The organism is Prevotella scopos JCM 17725 (assembly GCF_018127785.1).
Taxonomy (GTDB): Bacteria; Bacteroidota; Bacteroidia; order Bacteroidales; family Bacteroidaceae; genus Prevotella; species Prevotella scopos.
Map to the genome: position 1 here is coordinate 385,291 of NZ_CP072390.1, position 20,741 is coordinate 406,031.

The 20,741-nt window shown below is 40.1% G+C and carries 28 protein-coding genes and 1 pseudogene; 21 read left to right on the forward strand and 8 right to left on the reverse strand.

The features are described from left to right. Nucleotides 1-3 precede the first annotated feature (3 nt). The 21 genes from rpmC to rplQ all read left to right on the forward strand — a co-directional run bounded on the left by rpmC (nt 4) and on the right by rplQ (nt 10,296). Complete coding sequence (gene rpmC / locus J4856_RS06910; RefSeq protein ID WP_025837504.1) at nt 4-198, forward strand: 50S ribosomal protein L29; 195 nt, start codon at nt 4-6, stop codon at nt 196-198. A gap of 2 nt (nt 199-200) precedes the next feature. Next, on the forward strand, nt 201-467 hold the full coding sequence (gene rpsQ, locus J4856_RS06915) for a 30S ribosomal protein S17 (RefSeq protein ID WP_004361615.1): 267 nt from the start codon (nt 201-203) through the stop codon (nt 465-467). A gap of 2 nt (nt 468-469) precedes the next feature. Next, nucleotides 470-835 carry a 50S ribosomal protein L14 gene (rplN, locus tag J4856_RS06920; RefSeq protein WP_004361616.1) on the forward strand — a complete coding sequence of 122 codons (366 nt, stop codon included), beginning with the start codon at nt 470-472 and terminating at the stop codon, nt 833-835. Between the two features lie 20 nt (nt 836-855). Further along, nucleotides 856-1,173, forward strand: coding sequence for a 50S ribosomal protein L24 (gene rplX, locus J4856_RS06925; RefSeq protein ID WP_025837507.1), 318 nt, complete (start codon nt 856-858; stop codon nt 1,171-1,173). Continuing rightward, nucleotides 1,173-1,727: a 50S ribosomal protein L5 gene (gene rplE / locus J4856_RS06930; protein WP_025837509.1), complete on the forward strand. Its 555-nt coding sequence runs from the start codon at nt 1,173-1,175 to the stop codon at nt 1,725-1,727. The genes rplX and rplE overlap by 1 nt, the downstream gene beginning before the upstream one ends. 5 nt (nt 1,728-1,732) lie before the next feature. Then, a complete protein-coding gene (gene rpsN / locus J4856_RS06935) occupies nt 1,733-2,035 on the forward strand; it encodes a 30S ribosomal protein S14 (RefSeq protein ID WP_004361619.1) in 303 nt (100 codons plus the stop codon). A 124-nt stretch (nt 2,036-2,159) separates the two neighbouring features. Next, the gene (gene rpsH, locus J4856_RS06940; RefSeq protein ID WP_025837511.1) at nt 2,160-2,555 is read left to right on the forward strand and encodes a 30S ribosomal protein S8; all 396 of its coding nucleotides are present in this window, start codon (nt 2,160-2,162) and stop codon (nt 2,553-2,555) included. Nucleotides 2,556-2,569: 14 nt separating this feature from the next. Next, on the forward strand, nt 2,570-3,136 hold the full coding sequence (gene rplF / locus J4856_RS06945) for a 50S ribosomal protein L6 (protein ID WP_009012402.1): 567 nt from the start codon (nt 2,570-2,572) through the stop codon (nt 3,134-3,136). 21 nt (nt 3,137-3,157) lie between these two features. After that, a complete protein-coding gene (gene rplR, locus J4856_RS06950; protein ID WP_025837513.1) occupies nt 3,158-3,502 on the forward strand; it encodes a 50S ribosomal protein L18 in 345 nt (114 codons plus the stop codon). A 6-nt stretch (nt 3,503-3,508) separates the two neighbouring features. Continuing rightward, on the forward strand, nt 3,509-4,021 hold the full coding sequence (gene rpsE / locus J4856_RS06955; RefSeq protein ID WP_025837514.1) for a 30S ribosomal protein S5: 513 nt from the start codon (nt 3,509-3,511) through the stop codon (nt 4,019-4,021). A 19-nt stretch (nt 4,022-4,040) separates the two neighbouring features. Then, nucleotides 4,041-4,217 (forward strand): 50S ribosomal protein L30, encoded by a 177-nt coding sequence (gene rpmD / locus J4856_RS06960; RefSeq protein ID WP_025837515.1) that lies wholly within the window; start codon nt 4,041-4,043, stop codon nt 4,215-4,217. Between the two features lie 26 nt (nt 4,218-4,243). After that, on the forward strand, nt 4,244-4,690 hold the full coding sequence (gene rplO / locus J4856_RS06965) for a 50S ribosomal protein L15 (RefSeq protein WP_025837516.1): 447 nt from the start codon (nt 4,244-4,246) through the stop codon (nt 4,688-4,690). Nucleotides 4,691-4,694: 4 nt separating this feature from the next. Continuing rightward, complete coding sequence (gene secY, locus J4856_RS06970; RefSeq protein ID WP_025837517.1) at nt 4,695-6,035, forward strand: preprotein translocase subunit SecY; 1,341 nt, start codon at nt 4,695-4,697, stop codon at nt 6,033-6,035. A 16-nt stretch (nt 6,036-6,051) separates the two neighbouring features. Next, nucleotides 6,052-6,852: a type I methionyl aminopeptidase gene (gene map / locus J4856_RS06975; protein WP_025837519.1), complete on the forward strand. Its 801-nt coding sequence runs from the start codon at nt 6,052-6,054 to the stop codon at nt 6,850-6,852. Nucleotides 6,853-6,859: 7 nt separating this feature from the next. Next, complete coding sequence (infA, locus tag J4856_RS06980; RefSeq protein WP_004352768.1) at nt 6,860-7,078, forward strand: translation initiation factor IF-1; 219 nt, start codon at nt 6,860-6,862, stop codon at nt 7,076-7,078. Between the two features lie 13 nt (nt 7,079-7,091). Beyond that, complete coding sequence (gene rpmJ, locus J4856_RS06985) at nt 7,092-7,208, forward strand: 50S ribosomal protein L36 (protein WP_004352823.1); 117 nt, start codon at nt 7,092-7,094, stop codon at nt 7,206-7,208. A gap of 98 nt (nt 7,209-7,306) precedes the next feature. Next, the gene (gene rpsM, locus J4856_RS06990) at nt 7,307-7,687 is read left to right on the forward strand and encodes a 30S ribosomal protein S13 (protein ID WP_025067926.1); all 381 of its coding nucleotides are present in this window, start codon (nt 7,307-7,309) and stop codon (nt 7,685-7,687) included. 20 nt (nt 7,688-7,707) lie between these two features. After that, nucleotides 7,708-8,097: a 30S ribosomal protein S11 gene (gene rpsK, locus J4856_RS06995; RefSeq protein WP_004383890.1), complete on the forward strand. Its 390-nt coding sequence runs from the start codon at nt 7,708-7,710 to the stop codon at nt 8,095-8,097. Nucleotides 8,098-8,134: 37 nt separating this feature from the next. Further along, nucleotides 8,135-8,743, forward strand: coding sequence for a 30S ribosomal protein S4 (gene rpsD / locus J4856_RS07000; protein WP_025837523.1), 609 nt, complete (start codon nt 8,135-8,137; stop codon nt 8,741-8,743). A 13-nt stretch (nt 8,744-8,756) separates the two neighbouring features. Beyond that, nucleotides 8,757-9,755, forward strand: coding sequence for a DNA-directed RNA polymerase subunit alpha (locus J4856_RS07005; RefSeq protein WP_025837524.1), 999 nt, complete (start codon nt 8,757-8,759; stop codon nt 9,753-9,755). Nucleotides 9,756-9,813: 58 nt separating this feature from the next. Further along, nucleotides 9,814-10,296: a 50S ribosomal protein L17 gene (gene rplQ, locus J4856_RS07010; protein WP_025837528.1), complete on the forward strand. Its 483-nt coding sequence runs from the start codon at nt 9,814-9,816 to the stop codon at nt 10,294-10,296. A 712-nt stretch (nt 10,297-11,008) separates the two neighbouring features. Here the strand turns inward: rplQ and J4856_RS07015 are convergent. The 8 genes and pseudogenes from J4856_RS07015 to J4856_RS07050 all read right to left on the reverse strand — a co-directional run bounded on the left by J4856_RS07015 (nt 11,009) and on the right by J4856_RS07050 (nt 20,642). Then, on the reverse strand, nt 11,009-12,925 hold the full coding sequence (locus J4856_RS07015) for a SusD/RagB family nutrient-binding outer membrane lipoprotein (RefSeq protein WP_025837529.1): 1,917 nt from the start codon (nt 12,923-12,925) through the stop codon (nt 11,009-11,011). Nucleotides 12,926-12,937: 12 nt separating this feature from the next. Further along, a pseudogene (locus J4856_RS07020) lies at nt 12,938-16,327 on the reverse strand (SusC/RagA family TonB-linked outer membrane protein). An 825-nt stretch (nt 16,328-17,152) separates the two neighbouring features. After that, a complete protein-coding gene (locus J4856_RS07025; RefSeq protein WP_025837531.1) occupies nt 17,153-17,896 on the reverse strand; it encodes a hypothetical protein in 744 nt (247 codons plus the stop codon). After that, on the reverse strand, nt 17,878-18,351 hold the full coding sequence (locus J4856_RS07030) for a hypothetical protein (RefSeq protein ID WP_025837533.1): 474 nt from the start codon (nt 18,349-18,351) through the stop codon (nt 17,878-17,880). Before J4856_RS07030 ends, J4856_RS07025 begins: the two co-directional genes overlap by 19 nt. A gap of 5 nt (nt 18,352-18,356) precedes the next feature. After that, complete coding sequence (locus J4856_RS07035) at nt 18,357-19,019, reverse strand: GTPase domain-containing protein (protein WP_025837534.1); 663 nt, start codon at nt 19,017-19,019, stop codon at nt 18,357-18,359. Nucleotides 19,020-19,050: 31 nt separating this feature from the next. After that, on the reverse strand, nt 19,051-19,272 hold the full coding sequence (locus tag J4856_RS07040) for a DUF6140 family protein (protein ID WP_025837536.1): 222 nt from the start codon (nt 19,270-19,272) through the stop codon (nt 19,051-19,053). 226 nt (nt 19,273-19,498) lie between these two features. Further along, nucleotides 19,499-19,732, reverse strand: coding sequence for a hypothetical protein (locus J4856_RS07045; RefSeq protein ID WP_025837538.1), 234 nt, complete (start codon nt 19,730-19,732; stop codon nt 19,499-19,501). Nucleotides 19,733-20,405: 673 nt separating this feature from the next. Next, nucleotides 20,406-20,642, reverse strand: coding sequence for a hypothetical protein (locus J4856_RS07050; RefSeq protein ID WP_025837541.1), 237 nt, complete (start codon nt 20,640-20,642; stop codon nt 20,406-20,408). Nucleotides 20,643-20,741 lie beyond the last annotated feature (99 nt).

Sequence of the window (20,741 nt, forward strand, 5' to 3'; positions counted from 1 at the left end):
AAGATGAAGATTAAAGAAGTAAAAGAACTCGAAACCAAGGAATTGGTTGAGAAAATAGAAAATGCTGAAACAGCTCTCGCAAAGATGAAGCTGAATCATCAGATTACTCCGCTTGAGAATCCATCTCAGATTAAGGCCGCTCGTCGTGACATTGCACGTATGAAAACAGAACTTTCACAGAGAGAACTTAATAAATAACAATGGTCCAGATGGAAACAAGAAATTTAAGAAAAGTAAGACAGGGTGTCGTTATCAGCAACAAAATGGATAAAACCATCGTTATTGCAGCTAAGTTCAAGGAGAAGCACCCTATTTATGGTAAGTTTGTCCAGAAGACAAAGAAGTACCATGCTCATGACGAGAAAAATGAGGCTAATGTAGGTGATACAGTGCTTATCATGGAAACTCGTCCTCTTTCTAAGACAAAGAGATGGAGATTAGTTCAAATTGTAGAAAAAGCTAAGTAATTATGATACAGACAGAATCAAAACTTACAGTATGTGATAACAGCGGTGCTCGTGAAGCTAAGTGCATCCGTGTGCTCGGTGGCACACGCCGTCGTTACGCAAGTGTTGGTGACGTTATCGTAGTTGCTGTACAGAACGTCATCCCATCAAGTGAATTGAAAAAGGGTGCAGTATCAAAGGCTTTGATCGTTCGCACAAAGAAGGAAATTCGTCGTGCTGATGGTTCATACATCCGTTTCGATGATAATGCATGTGTATTGCTCAACAATGCTGGCGAAATTCGTGGTAGCCGTATCTTCGGCCCTGTTGCTCGTGAGTTGCGTGCAGTGAACATGAAGGTCGTTTCTTTGGCACCTGAGGTTCTTTAATTATTAAATAGAATAATAAAATGGCAAAATTCCATATAAAGAAAGACGATCAGGTCATTGTTCTTGCTGGTGCAGATAAGGGCAAGACTGGAAAGGTGCTTAAGGTTATCGCAGCTAAGGAACGTGCTATTGTAGAGGGCTTGAATATGGTCTCTAAGAGCACAAAACCTTCTGCAGCTAACCCTCAGGGTGGTATCATTAAGCAGGAGGCTGCAATTCATATCTCAAATTTAAGTCTCATCGATCCGAAGAGCGGTAAGGCTACACGTATCAAGATTGAACGTGAAGGCAAGACTGTTAAGCGTATCGCTAAAAAGTCAGGGGAGGAAATTAAGTAATGAATACAGCTCAGTTAAAGAAACAGTATAAGGAGCAGATTGCTCCAGCTTTGCAGAAGCAGTTCAACTATTCTTCAGCTATGCAGGTTCCTGTTTTGAAGAAGATTGTTATCAATCAGGGTCTTGGTGATGCAACTCAAGATAAGAAGCTTATCGAGGTTGCTGTTAACGAGATTTCTTCAATCACAGGTCAGAAGGCAGTTGCAACCTATTCTAAGAAGGATATTGCAAACTTCAAGTTGCGTAAGAAGATGCCTATCGGCGTTATGGTAACTCTGCGTCGTGAGCGTATGTATGAATTCCTCGAGAAACTCGTTCGCGTATCTTTGCCACGTATCCGTGACTTCAAGGGTATTGAGAGCAAGTTTGATGGTCGTGGAAATTATACTCTCGGTATTACCGAGCAGATCATCTTCCCAGAGATTAATATCGATCAGGTTGACCGCATCCAAGGTATGAACATTACCTTCGTTACATCAGCTAAGACTGACGAAGAAGGCTTTGCTTTGCTCAAGGGCTTCGGACTTCCATTCAAGAATGCTAAAAACGATTAATTGATATGGCAAAAGAATCAATGAAAGCTCGCGAGGTAAAGCGTGCAAAGCTTGTTGCGCGCTATGCTGAGAAACGCGCAGCTCTGAAGAAGATTATCGCTACTTCAAATGATCCTGAAGAGGCTTATGAGGCTGCTCGCAAATTGCAGTCTATTCCTAAGAATGCTAATCCTATCCGTTTGCACAATCGTTGCAAGATTACAGGACGTCCAAAGGGATACATTCGTCAGTTCGGCCTCTCTCGTATACAGTTCCGTGAGATGGCATCTCAAGGACTTATACCAGGTGTGAAGAAGGCAAGCTGGTAATCAAATATATCGATGCGGATAGTGAATTGTGAAATTTATTTTGTATCTTTGCAGTTCATTATCCGCTTTCAAGCGATTTTTAATATTGTCGGGGTAGTCCCGATTAATTAAACATTTATATTTTATGACAGATCCAATAGCAGATTATCTGACAAGACTCAGAAACGCAATTATGGCTCATCATCGTGTTGTTGAGGTTCCTGCGTCTAACTTGAAGAAGTCTATTACTAAGATTCTCTTCGAGAAGGGTTACATCTTGAACTACAAGTTCATCGAGGATGGTCCCCAAGGTTCAATCAAGGTCGCACTGAAGTACGATCCTGTAACAAAGCAGAGCGCTATCAAGAAATTGAAGCGTGTTTCTACCCCAGGTCTTCGCCAGTATACTGGTTGCAAAGACATGCCGAGAGTAATTAACGGACTTGGAATTGCTATCCTTTCCACGTCTAAAGGTGTAATGACAGACAAGGAAGCTGCTGCTGAGAAGATCGGTGGAGAGGTTCTTTGCTACATTTATTAATTGGAGGATTGAATATGTCAAGAATAGGAAAATTGCCAATTAGTGTTCCAGCTGGCGTTACAGTTGCTCTTAACAATGGTGTTGTTACAGTAAAGGGTCCTAAAGGTGAACTTTCTCAGAAGGTTGATTCTTCTATTAAGACTATCATCGAGGACGGTCAGGTAACATTCGAAATTGATGAGAATAGCCCGGTAAACTATAAGCAGAAGCAGGCTTTCCATGGTCTCTATCGTTCACTCGTTAACAACATGGTTGTTGGTGTAAGTGAAGGTTATAAGAAAACATTGGAACTTGTTGGTGTAGGTTATCGTGTTTCTAACCAAGGTAACTTGGTAGAGTTCTCTCTTGGTTATACTCACCCAATCTTTATTCAACTTCCTTCAGAAGTTAAGGTTGAGACAAAGAGTGAGCGTAACCAGAATCCAATCATCACTCTTGAATCAGCTGACAAGCAGCTGCTTGGTCTCATCTGTGCAAAGATTCGTTCTTTCCGTAAGCCTGAGCCTTATAAGGGTAAGGGTGTCCTGTTCCAGGGTGAGGTTATTCGCAGAAAGTCTGGTAAGACAGCTGCAGCTAAGTAACTTTAATACATCATTACGATTATGACAACAAAGAAAGAACAAAGAAGAATTAAGATAAAGTTCCGCATTCGTAAGAGTGTGAACGGTACTGCTGAGCGCCCACGTTTGAGCGTTTTCCGCAGTAATAAGCAGATTTATGCACAGGTTATTAACGATCTGACCGGAACAACCCTCGCTTCAGCTTCTTCTCTCGGCCTCGAAAAGATGGCTAAGATTGAGCAGGCTAAGAAAGTGGGTGCGCTCGTTGCAGAGCATGCTAAGGCTGCTGGTGTTGAGCAGGTTGTTTTTGACCGTAACGGTTATCTCTATCACGGACGTGTACAGGCTTTGGCTGATGCTGCACGTGAGGGAGGACTTAAATTCTAAACGATTATGGCAATGAATAGAGTAAAAGTAAATAGTGATGTAGAACTGAAAGATCGCTTGGTTGCTATCAACCGTGTAACTAAGGTTACAAAGGGTGGTCGTACTTTCACATTCGCAGCTATCGTCGTTGTAGGTGACGGTAAAGGCGTTATTGGCTGGGGTCTTGGTAAGGCTGGCGAAGTTACTGCTGCTATCCAGAAGGGTACAGACTCAGCTAAGAAGAACCTCGTTAAGGTTCCTGTTTTGAAGGGTACTGTTCCTCATGAGGCAGAAGCTCGCTTTAGTGGTGCTCATGTTCTCCTTAAGCCAGCTGCAGCCGGTACTGGTTTGAAAGCCGGTGGTGCTATGCGTGCAGTTCTTGAGAGCGCAGGTATTTCTGACGTGATTGCAAAGTCAAAGGGGTCTTCTAACCCTCACAACCTTGTGAAGGCTACTATTGCTGCCCTTGCTGAAATGCGTGATGCATATACAGTAGCTGGTGAGCGTGGTATCAGTATGGAAAAAGTATTTAACGGTTAATTTTAGGAGGTATAATTTTATGGCAACAATTAAGATTAAGCAGATTAAGAGCCGTATCGGTGCTCCTAAAGACCAGAAAGAAACTTTGCGTGCTTTGGGACTTCGTAAGATTTCTCAGGTTGTTGAAGTAGAAGATACTCCAAGCTGCCGCGGTATGATCCGTAAGGTGCATCATCTGGTATCAGTAATTGATTAATTAATCTTTTAAAGAAAACAGTAATTATGAAATTAAATAGTTTGAAACCAGCTGTTGGCTCTACACATTCACGTCGTCGTATTGGTCGTGGTCCAGGTTCTGGACTCGGTGGTACTTCTACTCGTGGTCACAAGGGTGCAAAGTCACGTTCTGGTTATAAGAAAAAGATCGGCTTTGAGGGTGGTCAGATGCCTCTCCAGCGTCGTGTACCGAAGGCTGGATTTAAGAACATCAACCACAAAGAATATTTTGCTGTAAATCTTTCTACTCTTCAGGCTCTTGCTGAGAAGCACAACCTTACAAAGATCGGTGTTGAGGAACTCAAGGCCGCTGGTCTTACAAATGGTAAGGAACTTGTTAAAGTTCTCGGTAATGGTGAACTGAAGGCTAAGTTGGAAGTTTCAGCTAATGCATTCTCTAAGACTGCCGAAGAAGCTATTAAGGCAGTTGGTGGTAACACAACTATAATCTAAGTTAATGAAAAAGTTTATTGAGACACTGAAGAACTGTTGGAAGATTGAGGATTTGCGTCAGCGACTTCTCATCACCATTCTGTTCACAGCTATTTACCGTTTTGGGTCGTTTGTGGTGCTTCCTGGCATCAATCCTGCCCTGTTGGAAAAATTGCAAGCACAGACCAAGGGCGGTCTTATGTCACTTTTGGACATGTTCTCCGGTGGTGCATTTTCTCATGCGTCAATCTTCGCATTAGGAATTATGCCTTACATCTCAGCATCTATTGTTATGCAACTCCTCGCTGTCGCTGTACCTTATTTCCAAAAGATGCAGCGCGAAGGTGAGAGCGGCCATAAGAAAATAAACTGGTATACGCGTGTCCTGACAGTAGTCATCCTACTGTTTCAGGCACCGTCTTACCTTATGAACTTAAAAATGCAGGCCTCTGGTGCACTTGCATCAGGTATTGATTGGACTACATTTATGATTCCTGCAACTATTATTCTTGCTGCAGGATCAATGTTCATTCTTTGGTTGGGTGAGCGTATTACAGATAAGGGTATCGGAAATGGTATTTCCTTAATTATTATGGTGGGTATTATTGCACGTCTTCCACAGGCGGTTATTCAGGAATTTAGTAATCGTGTTTCTGAAGCTATCGGTGGTGGTATCGTAATGCTTATCATTGAGATTATTATCCTTTATGCTGTTGTTTGTGCGGCTATCCTTCTAGTACAAGGTACTCGTAAGATTCCTGTGCAGTATGCCAAGCGCGTTGTAGGAAATAAACAATATGGTGGTGCACGTCAGTATATTCCTTTGAAACTATTTGCTGCTAATGTAATGCCTATCATCTTTGCACAGGCTTTGATGTTCATACCATTAGCAATTGTTCAGTATTCTTCTGATAGTACAAACTCTGTACTTCAGTCTTTAATGAACACAAAGAGTTTCGCATATAACTGCGTTTATGTGCTTCTCATCATCGTGTTTACTTATTTCTATACTGCGATAACACTTAATCCAACTCAGATGGCTGAGGATATGAAACGTAATAACGGATTTATCCCTGGTGTTAGACCTGGAAAGGATACTGCAGATTACATTGATACTGTTATGTCTCGTCTTACGGGACCTGGAGCTTTGTTTATCGCTTTCATTGCTATTATGCCAGCATTAGCAGGATATTTAAATGTTGCTGATGCTTTTGGTCAGTTTTTTGGTGGTACTTCATTGTTGATTCTTGTTGGTGTTGTTATTGATACGCTTCAACAGATTGAATCACACTTGATGATGCGTCACTATGATGGACTCCTCAATTCAGGACATACACGTGGCAATGGTGGTGTTGCAGCCTATTAAATCTTTATCTTAAGGAATGAATATATTTCTAAAGACTGAAGATGAAATCGAACTTATGCGTGAGGCCAACCTGCTGGTCGGTAAAACACTAGCAGAAGTTGGTCGTCATGTTAAGCCTGGTGTATCTACGCTCCAATTAGATCAAATAGCTGAAGAGTTTATTCGTGATAATGGTGCGATACCTACCTTCAAAGGTTTCCCTAATGCTTATGGGCCTCCTTTCCCTGGTAGCATCTGTACGTCGGTAAATGACGTTGTAGTACATGGTGTGCCAAGTAAGGATGTTATTCTGAAGGATGGTGATATTATTTCTGTTGATTGTGGTACTTTATTGAACGGTTTTAACGGAGATAGTTGCTATACATTCTGTGTAGGGGAAGTAAGTGAAGATGTCAAGACACTCCTTCGTACGACGAAGGAATCTCTATACAAGGGTATTGAAGTGGCTCAGGCAGGCCATCACGTTGGTGATATCGGTCAAGTTATTCAGGATTATTGTCAAGCTCAAGGTTATGGTATTGTTCGTGAATTAACAGGACATGGTATAGGACGTGAGATGCATGAAGACCCAGCTGTCCCTAATTATGGTAAGCGGGGTAGTGGAGTATTACTTAAAGTTGGAATGTGTATTGCGATTGAACCAATGGTTACAATGGGTAAACGAGAAATAGGCTTGTTACCTGATCGTTGGAGTATAGTTACACGTGATTGTCGCCCTGCAGCTCATTTTGAACATACTATTGCGATTAGGGCCGGCAAGGCTGATATTTTATCTTCTTTTGAGGAAGTTGAACATTTAGAAGGACAAAATTTTTAATTAGTATATGGCAAAGCAAACTGCAATAGAGCAGGACGGAACAATTCTTGAAGCACTTTCAAATGCAATGTTCCGAGTGGAATTAGAGAATGGTGTGGATATCACCGCTCATATTTCCGGTAAAATGAGAATGCACTACATCAAGATCCTTCCAGGTGATAAGGTGAAGGTTGAGATGAGTCCATATGACCTTACTAAGGGTCGAATCGTTTTCAGATACAAATAAACAACATAGAGATATGAAGACAAGAGCATCATTAAAGAAGCGCACAGCCGATTGCAAGATCGTTCGTCGTAAGGGTCGTCTGTTCGTTATTAACAAGAAAAACCCTAAGTTTAAAATGCGTCAGGGTTAAGTTAAAAAAGTGTAACAAGGTGGGCAATCTCATAAATTATGCTTACCTTTGCGTGCTTTTTAGCGTTAAATGACATTTAATTAATTAATTATCAAACAATGGCAATAAGAATTGTTGGAGTAGATTTGCCCCAGAATAAGCGTGGCGAAATCGCATTGACCTATATCTATGGTATTGGTCGAAGTAGTTCAGCAAAGATATTGGATAAGGCTGGTATTAACCGTGACCTGAAGGTCAGCGAGTGGTCTGATGACCAGGCAGCCAAGATCCGTGAAATTATCGGTGCTGAATTCAAAGTTGAAGGTGATCTCCGTTCTGAGATCCAGATGAACATCAAGCGCCTCATGGATATAGGTTGCTATCGTGGTGTAAGACATCGTAATGGTCTTCCTGTTCGCGGTCAGAGTACTAAGAACAATGCTCGTACCCGTAAGGGAAAGAAGAAGACTGTTGCTAATAAGAAGAAGGCTACTAAGTAATTCTAAGGAGGAAATTAATTATGGCAAAGAAATCAGCAACATCTAAGAAAAGAAATGTAAGAGTTGATGCACTCGGACAGCTTCACGTGCACAGCTCATTCAATAACATCATTGTATCTTTGGCTAACAACGAGGGTCAGGTTATCTCTTGGTCTTCAGCTGGTAAGATGGGATTCCGTGGATCAAAGAAGAATACTCCTTACGCTGCACAGATGGCAGCAGAGGATTGCTCTAAGGTAGCTTTCGATCTCGGTCTTCGTAAGGTTAAGGCATTCGTTAAGGGTCCAGGTAACGGTCGTGAAAGCGCTATCCGTGCGGTGAACGCAGCAGGTATTCAGGTAACTGAAATCGTTGACGTTACTCCATTACCACACAACGGTTGCCGTCCTCCAAAGCGTCGTCGTGTATAATCACATCTTATAACAATTAAAAGAATTCATATTAATTATGGCAAGATACATAGGTCCAAAATCACGAATCGCACGCCGTTTCGGTGAACCAATTTTCGGCGCAGATAAGGTATTAGCTAAGAGAAACTTCCCTCCTGGACAGCACGGTAATAACCGTCGTCGTAAGGTATCTGAGTATGGTGCTCAGCTTGCAGAGAAGCAGAAGGCTAAATACACTTATGGCGTTTTGGAGCGTCAGTTCCGTAATCTATTCGACAAAGCTGCTAAGGCAGATGGTATTACAGGTGAGGTTCTTCTTCAACTTCTCGAGAGCCGCCTCGATAATGTAGTGTTCCGTCTTGGCATCGCTCCTACACGTGCAGCTGCGCGTCAGCTCGTAGGCCACAAGCACATTGTTGTTAACGGTAATGTTGTAAATATTGCTTCATATCAGGTAAAGGCTGGTGACGTTGTCGGCGTTCGCGAGAAGGCTAAGTCACTTGAGGTTATCGAGGCTGCTTTGGCAGGCTTCAACCACAGCAAATACCCATGGATTGAGTGGGATGACAATGCTAAGTGCGGTAAGTTCCTCCATCGTCCAGACCGTGCTGACATCCCTGAGAATATAAAGGAGCAGTTAATCGTTGAGTTGTACTCTAAACAATAAAATCATTAAATTAATGGCGATATTAGCATTTCAAAAACCTGATAAAGTAGTGATGCTGGAGGCCAATGACCATTTCGGCAAGTTCGAATTCCGTCCTCTTGAGCCTGGCTTTGGTGTTACCATTGGTAACGCTCTTCGCCGCATCCTCCTTTCATCACTGGAAGGCTTTGCAATCAACACCATCCGTATAGCTGGTGTTGAGCATGAGTTCTCTTCAGTCCCTGGTGTAAAGGAAGATGTTACCAACATCATCTTGAATCTCAAACAAGTTCGATTCAAGCAAGTAGTAGAAGAATTCGAGAATGAGAAAGTTAGTATCACCGTAGAGAATTCAACCGAATTCAAAGCAGGTGATATCGGTAAGTATCTGACTGGATTTGAAGTGTTAAACCCTGATTTGGTGATTTGTCATTTAGACTCCAAGGCTTCTATGCAGATTGATTTGACCATCAATAAGGGACGTGGTTACGTTCCTGCTGAGGAAAATCGTGAATTCTGCACTGATGTAAACGTACTCCCAATCGATTCCATCTACACCCCAATTCGTAACGTTAAGTATGCAGTTGAACCATATCGTGTTGAACAAAAGACCGACTATGACAAACTCATCATTGAAGTTACGACTGATGGTTCCATTCACCCAAAGGATGCATTGAAAGAGGCTGCAAAGATTCTTATTTATCACTTCATGTTGTTCTCTGATGAGAAGATTACTCTTGAGAATCCAGATCAGGAGGGCAACCAGGAGTTTGATGAGGAGGTTCTGCACATGCGCCAGCTCTTGAAGACCAAGTTGACCGACGCAAGTCTCAACTTGAGTGTTCGTGCACTCAACTGCTTGAAGGCAGCTGATGTAGAGACATTAGGCGACCTCGTACAGTACAACAAGACTGATCTCTTGAAGTTCCGTAACTTTGGTAAGAAATCGCTTTCTGAGCTTGATGATTTGCTCGAGAGTCTGAATCTGTCGTTTGGAACCGACATTACAAAGTATAAATTGGATAAAGAATAGTTGATAAGTTGCCAAAACGACAAGTTGACGGGTTTATCCACAACAAGTTAAAAACAAAATGAGACATAATAAGAAATTCAACCATTTGGGTCGTACTGCTGACCACCGCGCTGCGTTGCTTTCAAACTTGGCAGTTGCTTTGATTCAGCACAAAAGAATCACTACGACTCTTGCTAAGGCAAAGGCTCTTAAGAAGTATGTTGAGCCGCTGATTACACGTTCTAAGAATGATACAACTAACTCACGTCGTGTTGTATTCCGTTATCTTCAGAACAAAGAGGCTGTTACTGAGCTCTTTAAGGAGATTTCAGTAAAGGTAGCTGATCGTCCAGGCGGTTATACACGCGTTATCAAGCTTGGTACCCGTCAGGGTGACGCTGCTCAGATAGCATTTATTGAGCTTGTTGACTATAACGAGAATATGGCTAAGACTCCAAAGGCTGAAGCTAAGAAGACTCGTCGTAGCCGTCGTTCTACAAAGAAGGCTGATGCTCCTGCAGAGGCTGTTGAGAATGTTGCTGAAGAGGCAAAGGCTGAATAATCCGTATAAAATTTATCTCTATAATAGAAAACTCCCGGTACTTGATGTATCGGGAGTTTTTATATTTCGTAATTAAAGTAATTTGGATGCTTATGATGATCCTAAAAATAAGGTTCTTCCGAAATATGGAGTGATAAAGTAAGCCTACTGCATATAAAAGGCACACAGAGGGGGGAGAACACGGAGGTGAAAGCAGACAATATCACGGAGGTACCGAAGGTACAAAGAGCGACAGAGCCGTAGTGTACGTGTTGCTGATAGTTTTGGTAATAAACGATTTTAACTAATCTTGCAAACCACTGCTTTGTAGTGAAGTAGGCCTAAGTATTAATTAAACTTGCAAATCTCCTCTGTTTCTCCACGCACCAACGGTGCCTCTGTGTCAATAATAGCTTTGTTGTAAGCAATCTTCCGTGCTCTCCATTTCTCTGTGTGACGCTTCTTCAAAGTTCTAATATCAAAAGGTATCACTCCAAATTTCTGAAGAAAAAAAGACCATTTCTATACCCTTTTTTGAGTAAAGAAATGGTCTTTTTTCGTCTTTAGTTGGAGCCTACTTATAGATTGAAAGTATCAAGTTAGTGATTTGTGCTTTGACACATCTCTCTTTTATTAATCTAAAGGAAAGTCATTTTGAAGCAGATTGGTATATGTTTATTAGTTTTTTACCAACCTGCTTCTTCATAGTGTTTATGATTTTTCTTTATTTTTCCTATAAATAGTTGGGACCTTCACCAAAGTTTGGAGCTCCTTTATCGTACCATACTCTTTCCGAATTAAGCAGTTCTGGTTTTTGTCCATCAGTAAATGTGAAACCTTGCTGTGTCATTGCAGTCTCGATAATAGTACGCATCTTGTCAGCTGGATCGGGTTGAGCGATATAGAATCGGCGAGGCAACTCGGTGTTGGGTTTCATTGTGACCCAAGGGATGAGCGAACTACCTACTTTAGGAACACCAGAACGGCGCACTGTTACAAACTGCTCAAGTGGTTGATAGAAGAAATGTAGATACAATTGGATGTAAACCTTCTCTAAATCACTTGGAACATTACCAGTTAGCTGGTAGTCAGAATTAGCCATCATCGTAGCAATAGCAGCATCGTCGTAGGTAACTGGCTCGTCTAACTTGTCATTACAATGTGCCTTATCGTAATAAGGTATTTTGTTCAGTATTGCTAAACGGTTATAAGCCTTTGCTGAAGCCTCAACACCAAGTTTGAAGTACTCGGCTGCAGTATGTGGCAAGTTAGCACCCAGTAATTTAAACTCAGCCAGATAGAGGTTCATTTCGGCTGTGGAAAGAGTCATTTCGTAAAGTGGGTTATCTTCAGTGTCTTGCACTACTTTACCTTTCGGAGCTGTTGGGAAAGTGAAGTCAACGCGTCCACGCACTAATTCCTCGTTAAAGTATGACAGCGGTGAGTAGGTTTTCGATTTGTCACCATCAGTTACTTTCCATCGGGTAGTTACAAAATAGTTGTTGTTCCCAGTGTATTCGGCCTTTTCAGATATAGCCATACCGATAGGCAATCCCTGATAGCGCACCCATGGTTCGCCGTCACCTTTCCAACTGTCGAAATGTTTTTTACCAGAAGCATCCGTGGTATAATTTACCTGGTCTAAAATATATTTAGGAATAGCACAGTTGTTATCACCTCTTGCTTGTGCATCGAAGAATGCTTGAATAACCTCAGAGTTGAAGTCGTTTTTGGTAAACATTACCAGCATTCGTGGGTCTTTGTTACGCTTCATGAAGTCGATAACGTTTTTGCTGCTAACACCTAAGTTCACACTATTATCACTTCCATAGGTGTTGTTACCGCCATCTCCACCCGTACCCTTGTTATATACATAGTCGTCTGTAATAGATTGCATCACGTTTGCATCGTCAGCACCCACTTCTTCGGCTATTTTTAAGGCTTTATTTTTATTTTGGTGAAGAAGTCTTACAGCAATTTTAAGTTTTAGGCCGTTTACAAATTTTACCCATTTCTTAGTATCTCCCCCGTAGGCTAAGTCATTGTCTCCAACACTTATCTGCGTTGTCGTTGACTTCAGTTTATCCAGGTCGGCGTTCAGTTCGGTTAGCCATTGGTCGAATAGGCTCTCCTGCGATTCGTAGTTAGGTGTTAATGTACCTCCATATTGGGCTTGTGCAGCTTCAGAGTAAGGTCTTGAACCAAAGAGGTCGGTATCGAACAGTCCCATGTAAACTGTTAGAGCGTTTGCCATAGCCGAAAGGTGTGAGTATTGAGCAGCTTTATTGGCTGGCATCTTATCAATAGTAGCTTTAATGTCGTTCTCGTATCGTTTAACATAAATGAGCTGAGAACCCACACCGCCCAGTTCAGCCAACTTGTTGTACAAGTCGTTAAAACTACTTGACGGAGAATACGCCTGAACTATTTTTGATGTGTATGCCCCATCATAATACCATAGTAGATAATCGAAGGGTTGGTATTGCACTTGTTCTTGAGTAAACAAGAATATAGGATTTCCTTCGGCGATAGTCGATGGGTCGGTATTTATCTTTGCGTATTCGCTTTCGCTGCATCCTGTTGTCAGTACCATGCATGTGGTACATATACCAAAGGCAAGCGATTTGAATTTTAAAATATTCTGTTTCATAATGAAAAATGTTTAGAATGTAGCGTTTAATGTGAAGAGATAGCTTGCTGTGTAAGGCATAAATGAGCGCATACGGAACTGTGCAGCTCCTGTTCCACGTACCGATTCAGGATTTTCGTGATTTGGTGCAGTATTCAGTAGGTATGCCAAGTTACGCCCGGTGAAACTGAGAGACAGGTTCTTTGCCCCGATATAGCTGCTAATTTTGGTTGGAACGTTGTACGAGAGAGTTATTTCTCGTAGGGCGATGTAATTGATTTTTTTAAACCAATCATCGTTAATAACGCCTGTTCCCCAGCTATTCTTAAAGTATGCTGCACTTTGCAGGTGTGCTGGTTCTACATAACCTTTTTCATAAGCCTCCTGATAAGTCATACCACTAACGTCTTGGTTAGTTCCTCCCGGCGTGGTAACAATAGTCCCTGCATCGAAAACGACATCAGGGATAAAGCCATCAGTAAACACCTTATCTTGCGCATTAGCGTATTTGCTGGTCCAGGTCATGCCCTTACGGTATTTTTCGGTCTCTCCAGAGAATCCGTATGCAGTTGCGTAGCGTGAGTTATACGAAGCAACGTATCCTCCAAAGCGTGCGTCAAATAGCACATAGAGACTAAGGTCTTTCCATCTTAGGGTAGAATTTAGTGATCCAAGGAAGTTAGGCAACATAGAACCAACTTCTTTCACAGTACCTCCGCGCTTATAATACACTGTTCGGAATTTGTTAGTGTAGCCCACCACTGGTTTGCCAGTCTTTTCGTCGGTCTTTATCCAAGAGTCAGACATTAGCATACCATAGTCGGAGCCTACTTTGGCGACAGAGGCTATGCGGTAGTTACCATAGTTTGCTGCACCATCCAGATTAATGTAAGAGGTTACATCAGGACTTAGTTCTACAATCTTATTGCGGTTGCGAGTGTAGGTGAAATTTAGATCCCATTGCCATTGTTTCTTCTTTATAGGAGTTGTGTTGAGTGCTATTTCTATACCTGAGTTCTGTATATTACCAGCGTTGATTAGCTTTTCTTTTACGCCTGATTCCCAAGGTACATTGATGGTCATAATTTGGTTTTTAGTATTCTCCTTATAATAGGTAAGGTCTAATCCAATCCTACTATCAAGGAAACGCCAGTCAAGTCCCACTTCCCAAGCATTCTTACGTTCAGGTTTTAAGTTGGTACTCTTCATATTTTCAGGAATAATCATGCCATAGATTTTCTTATCGCCACGTTGATATGTTGCCACAGAATAGCCCGAATTTATATAATAAGGAGACGTGTCGTTACCCACCTGCGCCCAAGAGCCGCGTACTTTTGCAAAGCTAACCCATTTAGGAAGTTTGTCTTTAAAAGTTTCAGTGATAATCCACGAGCCAGAAACTGAAGGATAGAAATAAGAGAAGTTACCTGTTCCGTAGCTGTAAAACCAGGGCTGATGACCAGTCGTTACGTCCCGTTATGTCTAAGAATAGCTGATTTTTCCAGCTTGTTCCAATCATAAAAATGGTGGAAACAATACGTTTTGGTGTTGAACTTATACGCATTAAAGCTGGCTTGTTGCTTTGAATTCTTGATAAAGAATTGGTTGGGCACAATAAGTCCACCGTTTGTACTCTCGCTATTATACTGTGCATATTGGTTAAAAATATTCCTCACGTAAGAACCCGTGCACTTCCCAATCATTATTAATTTGATAGTTTATATTAGCTGCGAGGTACAAGTTCTCTTGTGTAGTGTGCGTGTGTGAGAGTGCATAAGAACCACCTTCGTTGGCATAACCACTACCAGGGGCTTTTAGTTCGCCATCGATAGCATAATAGTTGAGTGAACCACCAGTCGAAAGCTGCAGCCAAGGTAGTGCTTGAATATTGATATTAAGCACAGGACGGAACATTGTTTCTGTTTGTTTGTAATCGTTCTCAAAGATACTCCACCATAGTTCCTTCCCTGGTACTGCACGATAAAGATCGCCATATTTTGCGTTGGCAAGTCCACCATGTTCCCCTTTGTAAAGGTTACGATAACGATTAACGTCGTATTCACGTGGGAACGTACTATTTGCAAAGTATTCTCCGATGTTTAATGGTGCATTACGGGGTTGTGATTGCGTAAAGTTCACGCTGAAATCTACTGTCACGATATTCCCAATCTTTTGTGAAGCTTTTCCTAAGAAAGACAGACGGTTAAAGGTGTTGCGTGGTGTAGTACCCTTATTGTACTTATAAGATGCAGAAGCGTAGAATTGTGTACGATCATTACCACCTTGCAATGATACATTCGTATTGGTATTAAAGCCTGTGTCGTAAGCATCTTTATAGTTGTTTGGGAACATTTTCGCTGTTCCCATTGTTCCATCGTACTGTTCAAACTGTTTACCCTCAGCCCATGAGATATCTGGTCCCCAAGCATAGTTCCCATATTGTTCGATGAGCGAGTATTCACCTTTAGAATTGCGTGCGAACGATGTCATATTATCGCTCCAAAGATTTCCCGTGGCAGTGTATTCGTCTCCATAGTCTACAGCGCCAGGGAACGAACCAATCATATAAGTGTTTTGTAGATCTGGTGAACGATAGACAGTTTCTAATCCTACTGTTTGCGAAACCTTTACAGTAACCCCTTTGCCTGCTTTCCCACTTTTAGTGGTAATTACGACAGCACCATTCAAACCGCGTGAACCATACAATGCTGTTGCGGCAGCACCTTTTAGTATACTCACACTCTCAAAGTCGTCGGGGTTAAGATTCTTTAGTTGGTTACCATAGTCATTGATATTGCTATTCCAATCAGCGTCTCCTGATTGGCTTGTGGCATTATCTAATATCACACCATCTACTACAAAGATAGGTTGGTTGTTGGCATTAAGGGTAGATGCGCCTCTTATCTGAATTTTAGTAGAACCAAACATTCCACCGTCTGACTGGCTGATTTCTACACCCGCCACCTTACCTTGCAATGCAGTGACAGGAGAAACTGTGTTGGCTCGCTCCAGTTCATCGCTTTTTAGCTCGGTGACAGCATAACCCAATGCTTTTGTTTGTCGTTTAATTCCCAATGCCGTAACCACTACATCGTTAAGCGTAGTAGCTTCTTCTTCAAGGGTAACGTTTATCTGTTGGCGACCATTAATATCTGCATTTTTAGGTTTCATTCCCAAGTATGAAAATACTAATGTACCTTTTGCGGGGCATTGTAAGGTGTATTGCCCATCGATATTAGTCACTGTACCCATATTTGTACCCTTCACCGTTACAGAAGCACCGATTACAGGCTCGCCCGTTGGGTCTTTTACAATGCCACTAACTGTGACATTTTGCGCATAAAGTTCAGTAGCGAACATCCATATCAGTGCCATCATACAGATTCGCCATAAGGCTTGCGCTTTGTTCTGCTTGTTGTTCATTTTGCTTATAGTTAAAGATTAATGTGTAATATTTATTGTTTAGGTGTTATTTATGTCTCTATCTCACTTTCATTCGGTGCCAACTCTTTTTGTTTGGTTTTGTTGTTTTGAATAATAAAGTCAGCTTTTCACGCTCTTTTCTTTGTTATATGATGATTTGAAGATGTCACGAAACCTTATCACATCAGATTTATTAAGCATCGAATTAGTGAGTTGGCTTTTTATGCGTTGGTTTACTTCCTTACGGCATATAGCATTTTTAATAACTTCTTTGAGTGGGTAGATTTATAATCCAAAGATGATATTGAGTATTGTAGATATTGTAATCTCGATTGTTGGTTAGTGTTAGTACGTTTGATAACACAAAGTGTAGCTTAACGCTTGTTTATATATTTCTTCTTCTGTGAGCAAATTTAAACAAAATAAATATATTAGGCAATAAAAGGGGTGATTATTTTGGGTTCTTCCGTTAAATCTGTAGATTGTTGATAGAATGAGATTATCTATATTGTTAAAGTGAAGGACTATTCAAAAGTTGTAGCAGTCGAATAGAATGCCATCAAACTTGTCCGCATGAGAAAACGGAAAGTCAGAATTATCAATCCCGAAGGTTATTATAAACTTTCGGGATTGTTTTTTAGCATAAGTGTTTTTACTTTAATATTCTTGACACATACCCATTGTGGCGGAACCATTTGTGTGCCCAATTAGGAACCATAAAGATATAGCCAGAGATATCTTCGTGTGGGGCGCAATCAAGTTGGGGTTAGTCTTTGTTTTTAAGGAATGACTAAATAGATTTTCTTCCCATCTTTTTAGTCAATTTTAGAATATTAATTTTGTTTCTAAAATAACTTTTTTCTGGGTAGCGATAGTTTGTTTAACATTTGCGTTTAGTGTAAATACCCCTTTCAAGATGTTGAGAGAGAATGCACATTCTGCTAAACTATTTAATTCTTTTGTTAGTTGTACCTTAACTTCTTGTGCAGAAAGTTTACTACTATCTTCAGGATTTCTTTGCTCGACTATATAGTCTAAATCATTTAATTTATATTGCTTTATTAATTGTTTTGCTTTCTCATAGCCTATTTGTGTGAATTCACCCGAGAAAGTTTCTTTACGGCTATATGTTTTTGCATATTTCTCTTCTTCCTCTTTTCTATATGAAGCATCTAATTTTACTGCTTTGTAGTTAATGTTACCAGATGCATCTAAATTACGATGTTTTTCTTCAATGAAAATTGCTTTTGCTTCAAATATTTTGACTCCAAGTAATTTTGATACTTTCCCAAGGCAATCTAATTTATCTTTGAATATTTCATCTTCTGCTGAAGTAATATCTATATAACATTTGTGGATAAAAGGATGTAATGCTAATGTCATACCTTCGCATAATGGCATATTAGTCTTGAATGTCCATCCATTATCCTTCATTTTCTGAATATCATCCATACAAACAATAGAAATGTTTTTATCAAGTTTATCAGCATCTTTCTCCCACTGATAATTAACTGCACGTTCTTCTGTGCTTATTTGCAGTATAGCTGCTTCTAACTTATTATTTTCCATATTATAGCAATTATAATTAAACTTATAGAAATCAAGGTGTATTTATTTAAATTGAATATGAGTTTCAGCATCTTGCCTTCGGAGTCATAAACCTCTCTACCAGCCATCTTTGAATCTCTACAGAATATGGCATAAGCTTCATCTATGTTATCTGTTTGACAATAAAACATATATGGTATATTTCTCCCTGCCTCATCTAAACTTTTATAGATAGATTTAAAAAAGATTCCATCTCCCTTCTTGTGTGCAATCTTTGTTTGATATGAAGATATGAGTCCTCTTTTGTACAAAAGATTTGTGATCTTAGCATGTAGAACTTGCTCACTCATACTTATGAGTTTATCGTATGCTTTTTGGTTGCTTTCGGAATACTTCTCTCTCTTTATTGTGCCATTAATGACGAATGTGGAACTCTCTGTCGGAGACGCTCCTTGTGACCATAAAATACTCTCCATAATTATTAAAATAATTTGTTTACTAATTCGTTCATATCCTTTTCATTCGTGAGGTTGCATGCAAAGAAGTTATTATTTAGCAGTCTTGCATATTCTTTTCCTTCTACGAATTTCTGTACAATTGTTATAATAGATAGTCGTTCCTCAATCTTTACTTTGTCAACGTGGGTGCCTATAATAGCACATTCGGATGCATCTTTAACATGGTTGTTGATAAAATCTAAACGTACATTAGTCTCCATTCTATATTTAGAATTATCTTTGTATTTTTGTATATCAAATAGGAATATACAGATATCTTTATTTTTTAAGAATGTCTCATAATAAGGCTTAATATTGTAAATATCTCCTCCAATGTCCGTTCCACCTTTTATCTTATATTTCTTGTTGTCATTAGTAGTATAGGTGAATTTTTTATATTCATCTTTACTTGTACCTTGATACCCTTCATTTTTATACTTCTCTCCTTTCCCTTGCAAATTCATTAGGAATTGAGTCTTTCCAGATTCTGGCATACCTAAAACTCCAATACTAGTACCAGAGAATTTCTTAATTGTTTTTACTACCACTACTACTGTTGTTGCAATGGCTAAAAATGGAATCCAGACCCAAGCCTCTTGTTGATGATAGGCTGGAAGTGTAATAGTGTTTAATAATAATTCTACCATAATTTAAATATTAGTGTGTTATATAATAATTCTAACAAATCTTTTTCACATTCAAATACGCTGGGTTTAAAGCATTCATCTTCTTTAGGTCTACACTGAAATGCGTAAAGAAGAGGCTGTTAATATTCTCTCGTTCTTGAATGTTTGAAAGAATGTTTGAAAACATCGAAGCATACTGGATGCTCATGCCTGGTTCTATAACCATACCATCACAGTGCTTTGACATCTTTACGGTAATTTTGAAAAGTGCCATATTTTGTTTTTAAGGTTTACTAATACTCGAGTGGCTGACTCGTATTATTCTATAATATCTGTTACAAACGTAAAGGCTTTGTTATGAATAGCAAAATAATTATAAAATAAAAGGAGTGTGCAGGGGCGTTTTGTTGTGCGGAGAGAGCGTTCACCCTTCTGTGCTGTTATGCTCGTTAGAAGTACGTGATGTCTTTCGCTCTTTCTTTTAGCAGCCCCTTGGATAGCTATCTGTCAGGTATTATGCTGTTTTTATCTTCGTCTATACTTTCCCATATTTCTTTATATAGTTTTGCCTTTCCTGTCCCCAAGCCTAATATTCCAACAGGGTATGTGTGGAAACTTTTGCATTGGGGACATTGTAATGGTGCGGTGAATGCAGTAGCTCTCCATTCAACGTCAAGTCCCCAAAACTTTTTAGAACACTCGTTGCACTTAAATCTTGTAAATCCTCTAATCATAATGTGACTTTTATCTGTTTGAAACTTGTTAGTGAGTTTTAAATAGAATATAAAGTATAAATGCTATTATGGGTGTTATGCACCCACATCCAGCAGACTTTCTTGTTTCATCTTGATTGTACATCCAAATGATATTAATAGCCCACAGAATGAAGATGATGAGCCAATGTTCATCAAAAAGTTGAACATAGCTATGTGCGAAGTCTTCCATTGCCGTTATATTGTTTTTAGTTATGTTTGTATTAGACGAGGATAAAAGAAGAAAGGGGACACGGCCCGCTTTATCTTTATTTATCCGGTTCGGTTCTGGAAAACACCTTGGAGTCAAAATAAAGTAAAGACAGTCCATGCCCCCATATAGGATAGGGGCACAGAACCTGCCTAAACTCGATTAGTGACGACTCCTTAGTTGAATTTTCCAGATTTAACCGGGTCGAATAACCTCGTTTGCAAGTTTTGTGCAGTGAATGGCGAGTGATTTGTAGGTCATCCGCCAAATATGGCACAAATATAAGGAAATTGTTAGACATAACAAAATAATATCGAAATAAAGTAAAGAAAAACAAAAATGCCATCTTCGAAGAGAGTGGAGTTATAATCTTGCTTGATATAGGTTGAATCATTTGAAGAGTATGGAAATCTGTCCTGTTTTCAACAGAACGAGATATACTTGTTAGACTTCGTTAAGTTTATTTTTGTCCATTTCTTCCCAAATCTTTTTATATATGTCACGGTCGTTGCCGAAAGGGTAAAAGCCGAATATACTTAGACTTGGGATATAAGTGTGTCGGCTGTTACACTTTGGACAAGGCATTGGAACAGAGAATGCACTTGCATTGTACTCAATGTCGAATGCGCGAAAGGTGTTGTTGCAGTTGTCGCATGTGAAAGTGATATGACCTCTAATCATAAGTGATGTGATTTTAAAGTATAAATACTTTATTATGATATAATGACCTTAAAGCGTTATTCTTTGCTTTTATTGCTGATGCCTTGTTGCTCATCACAC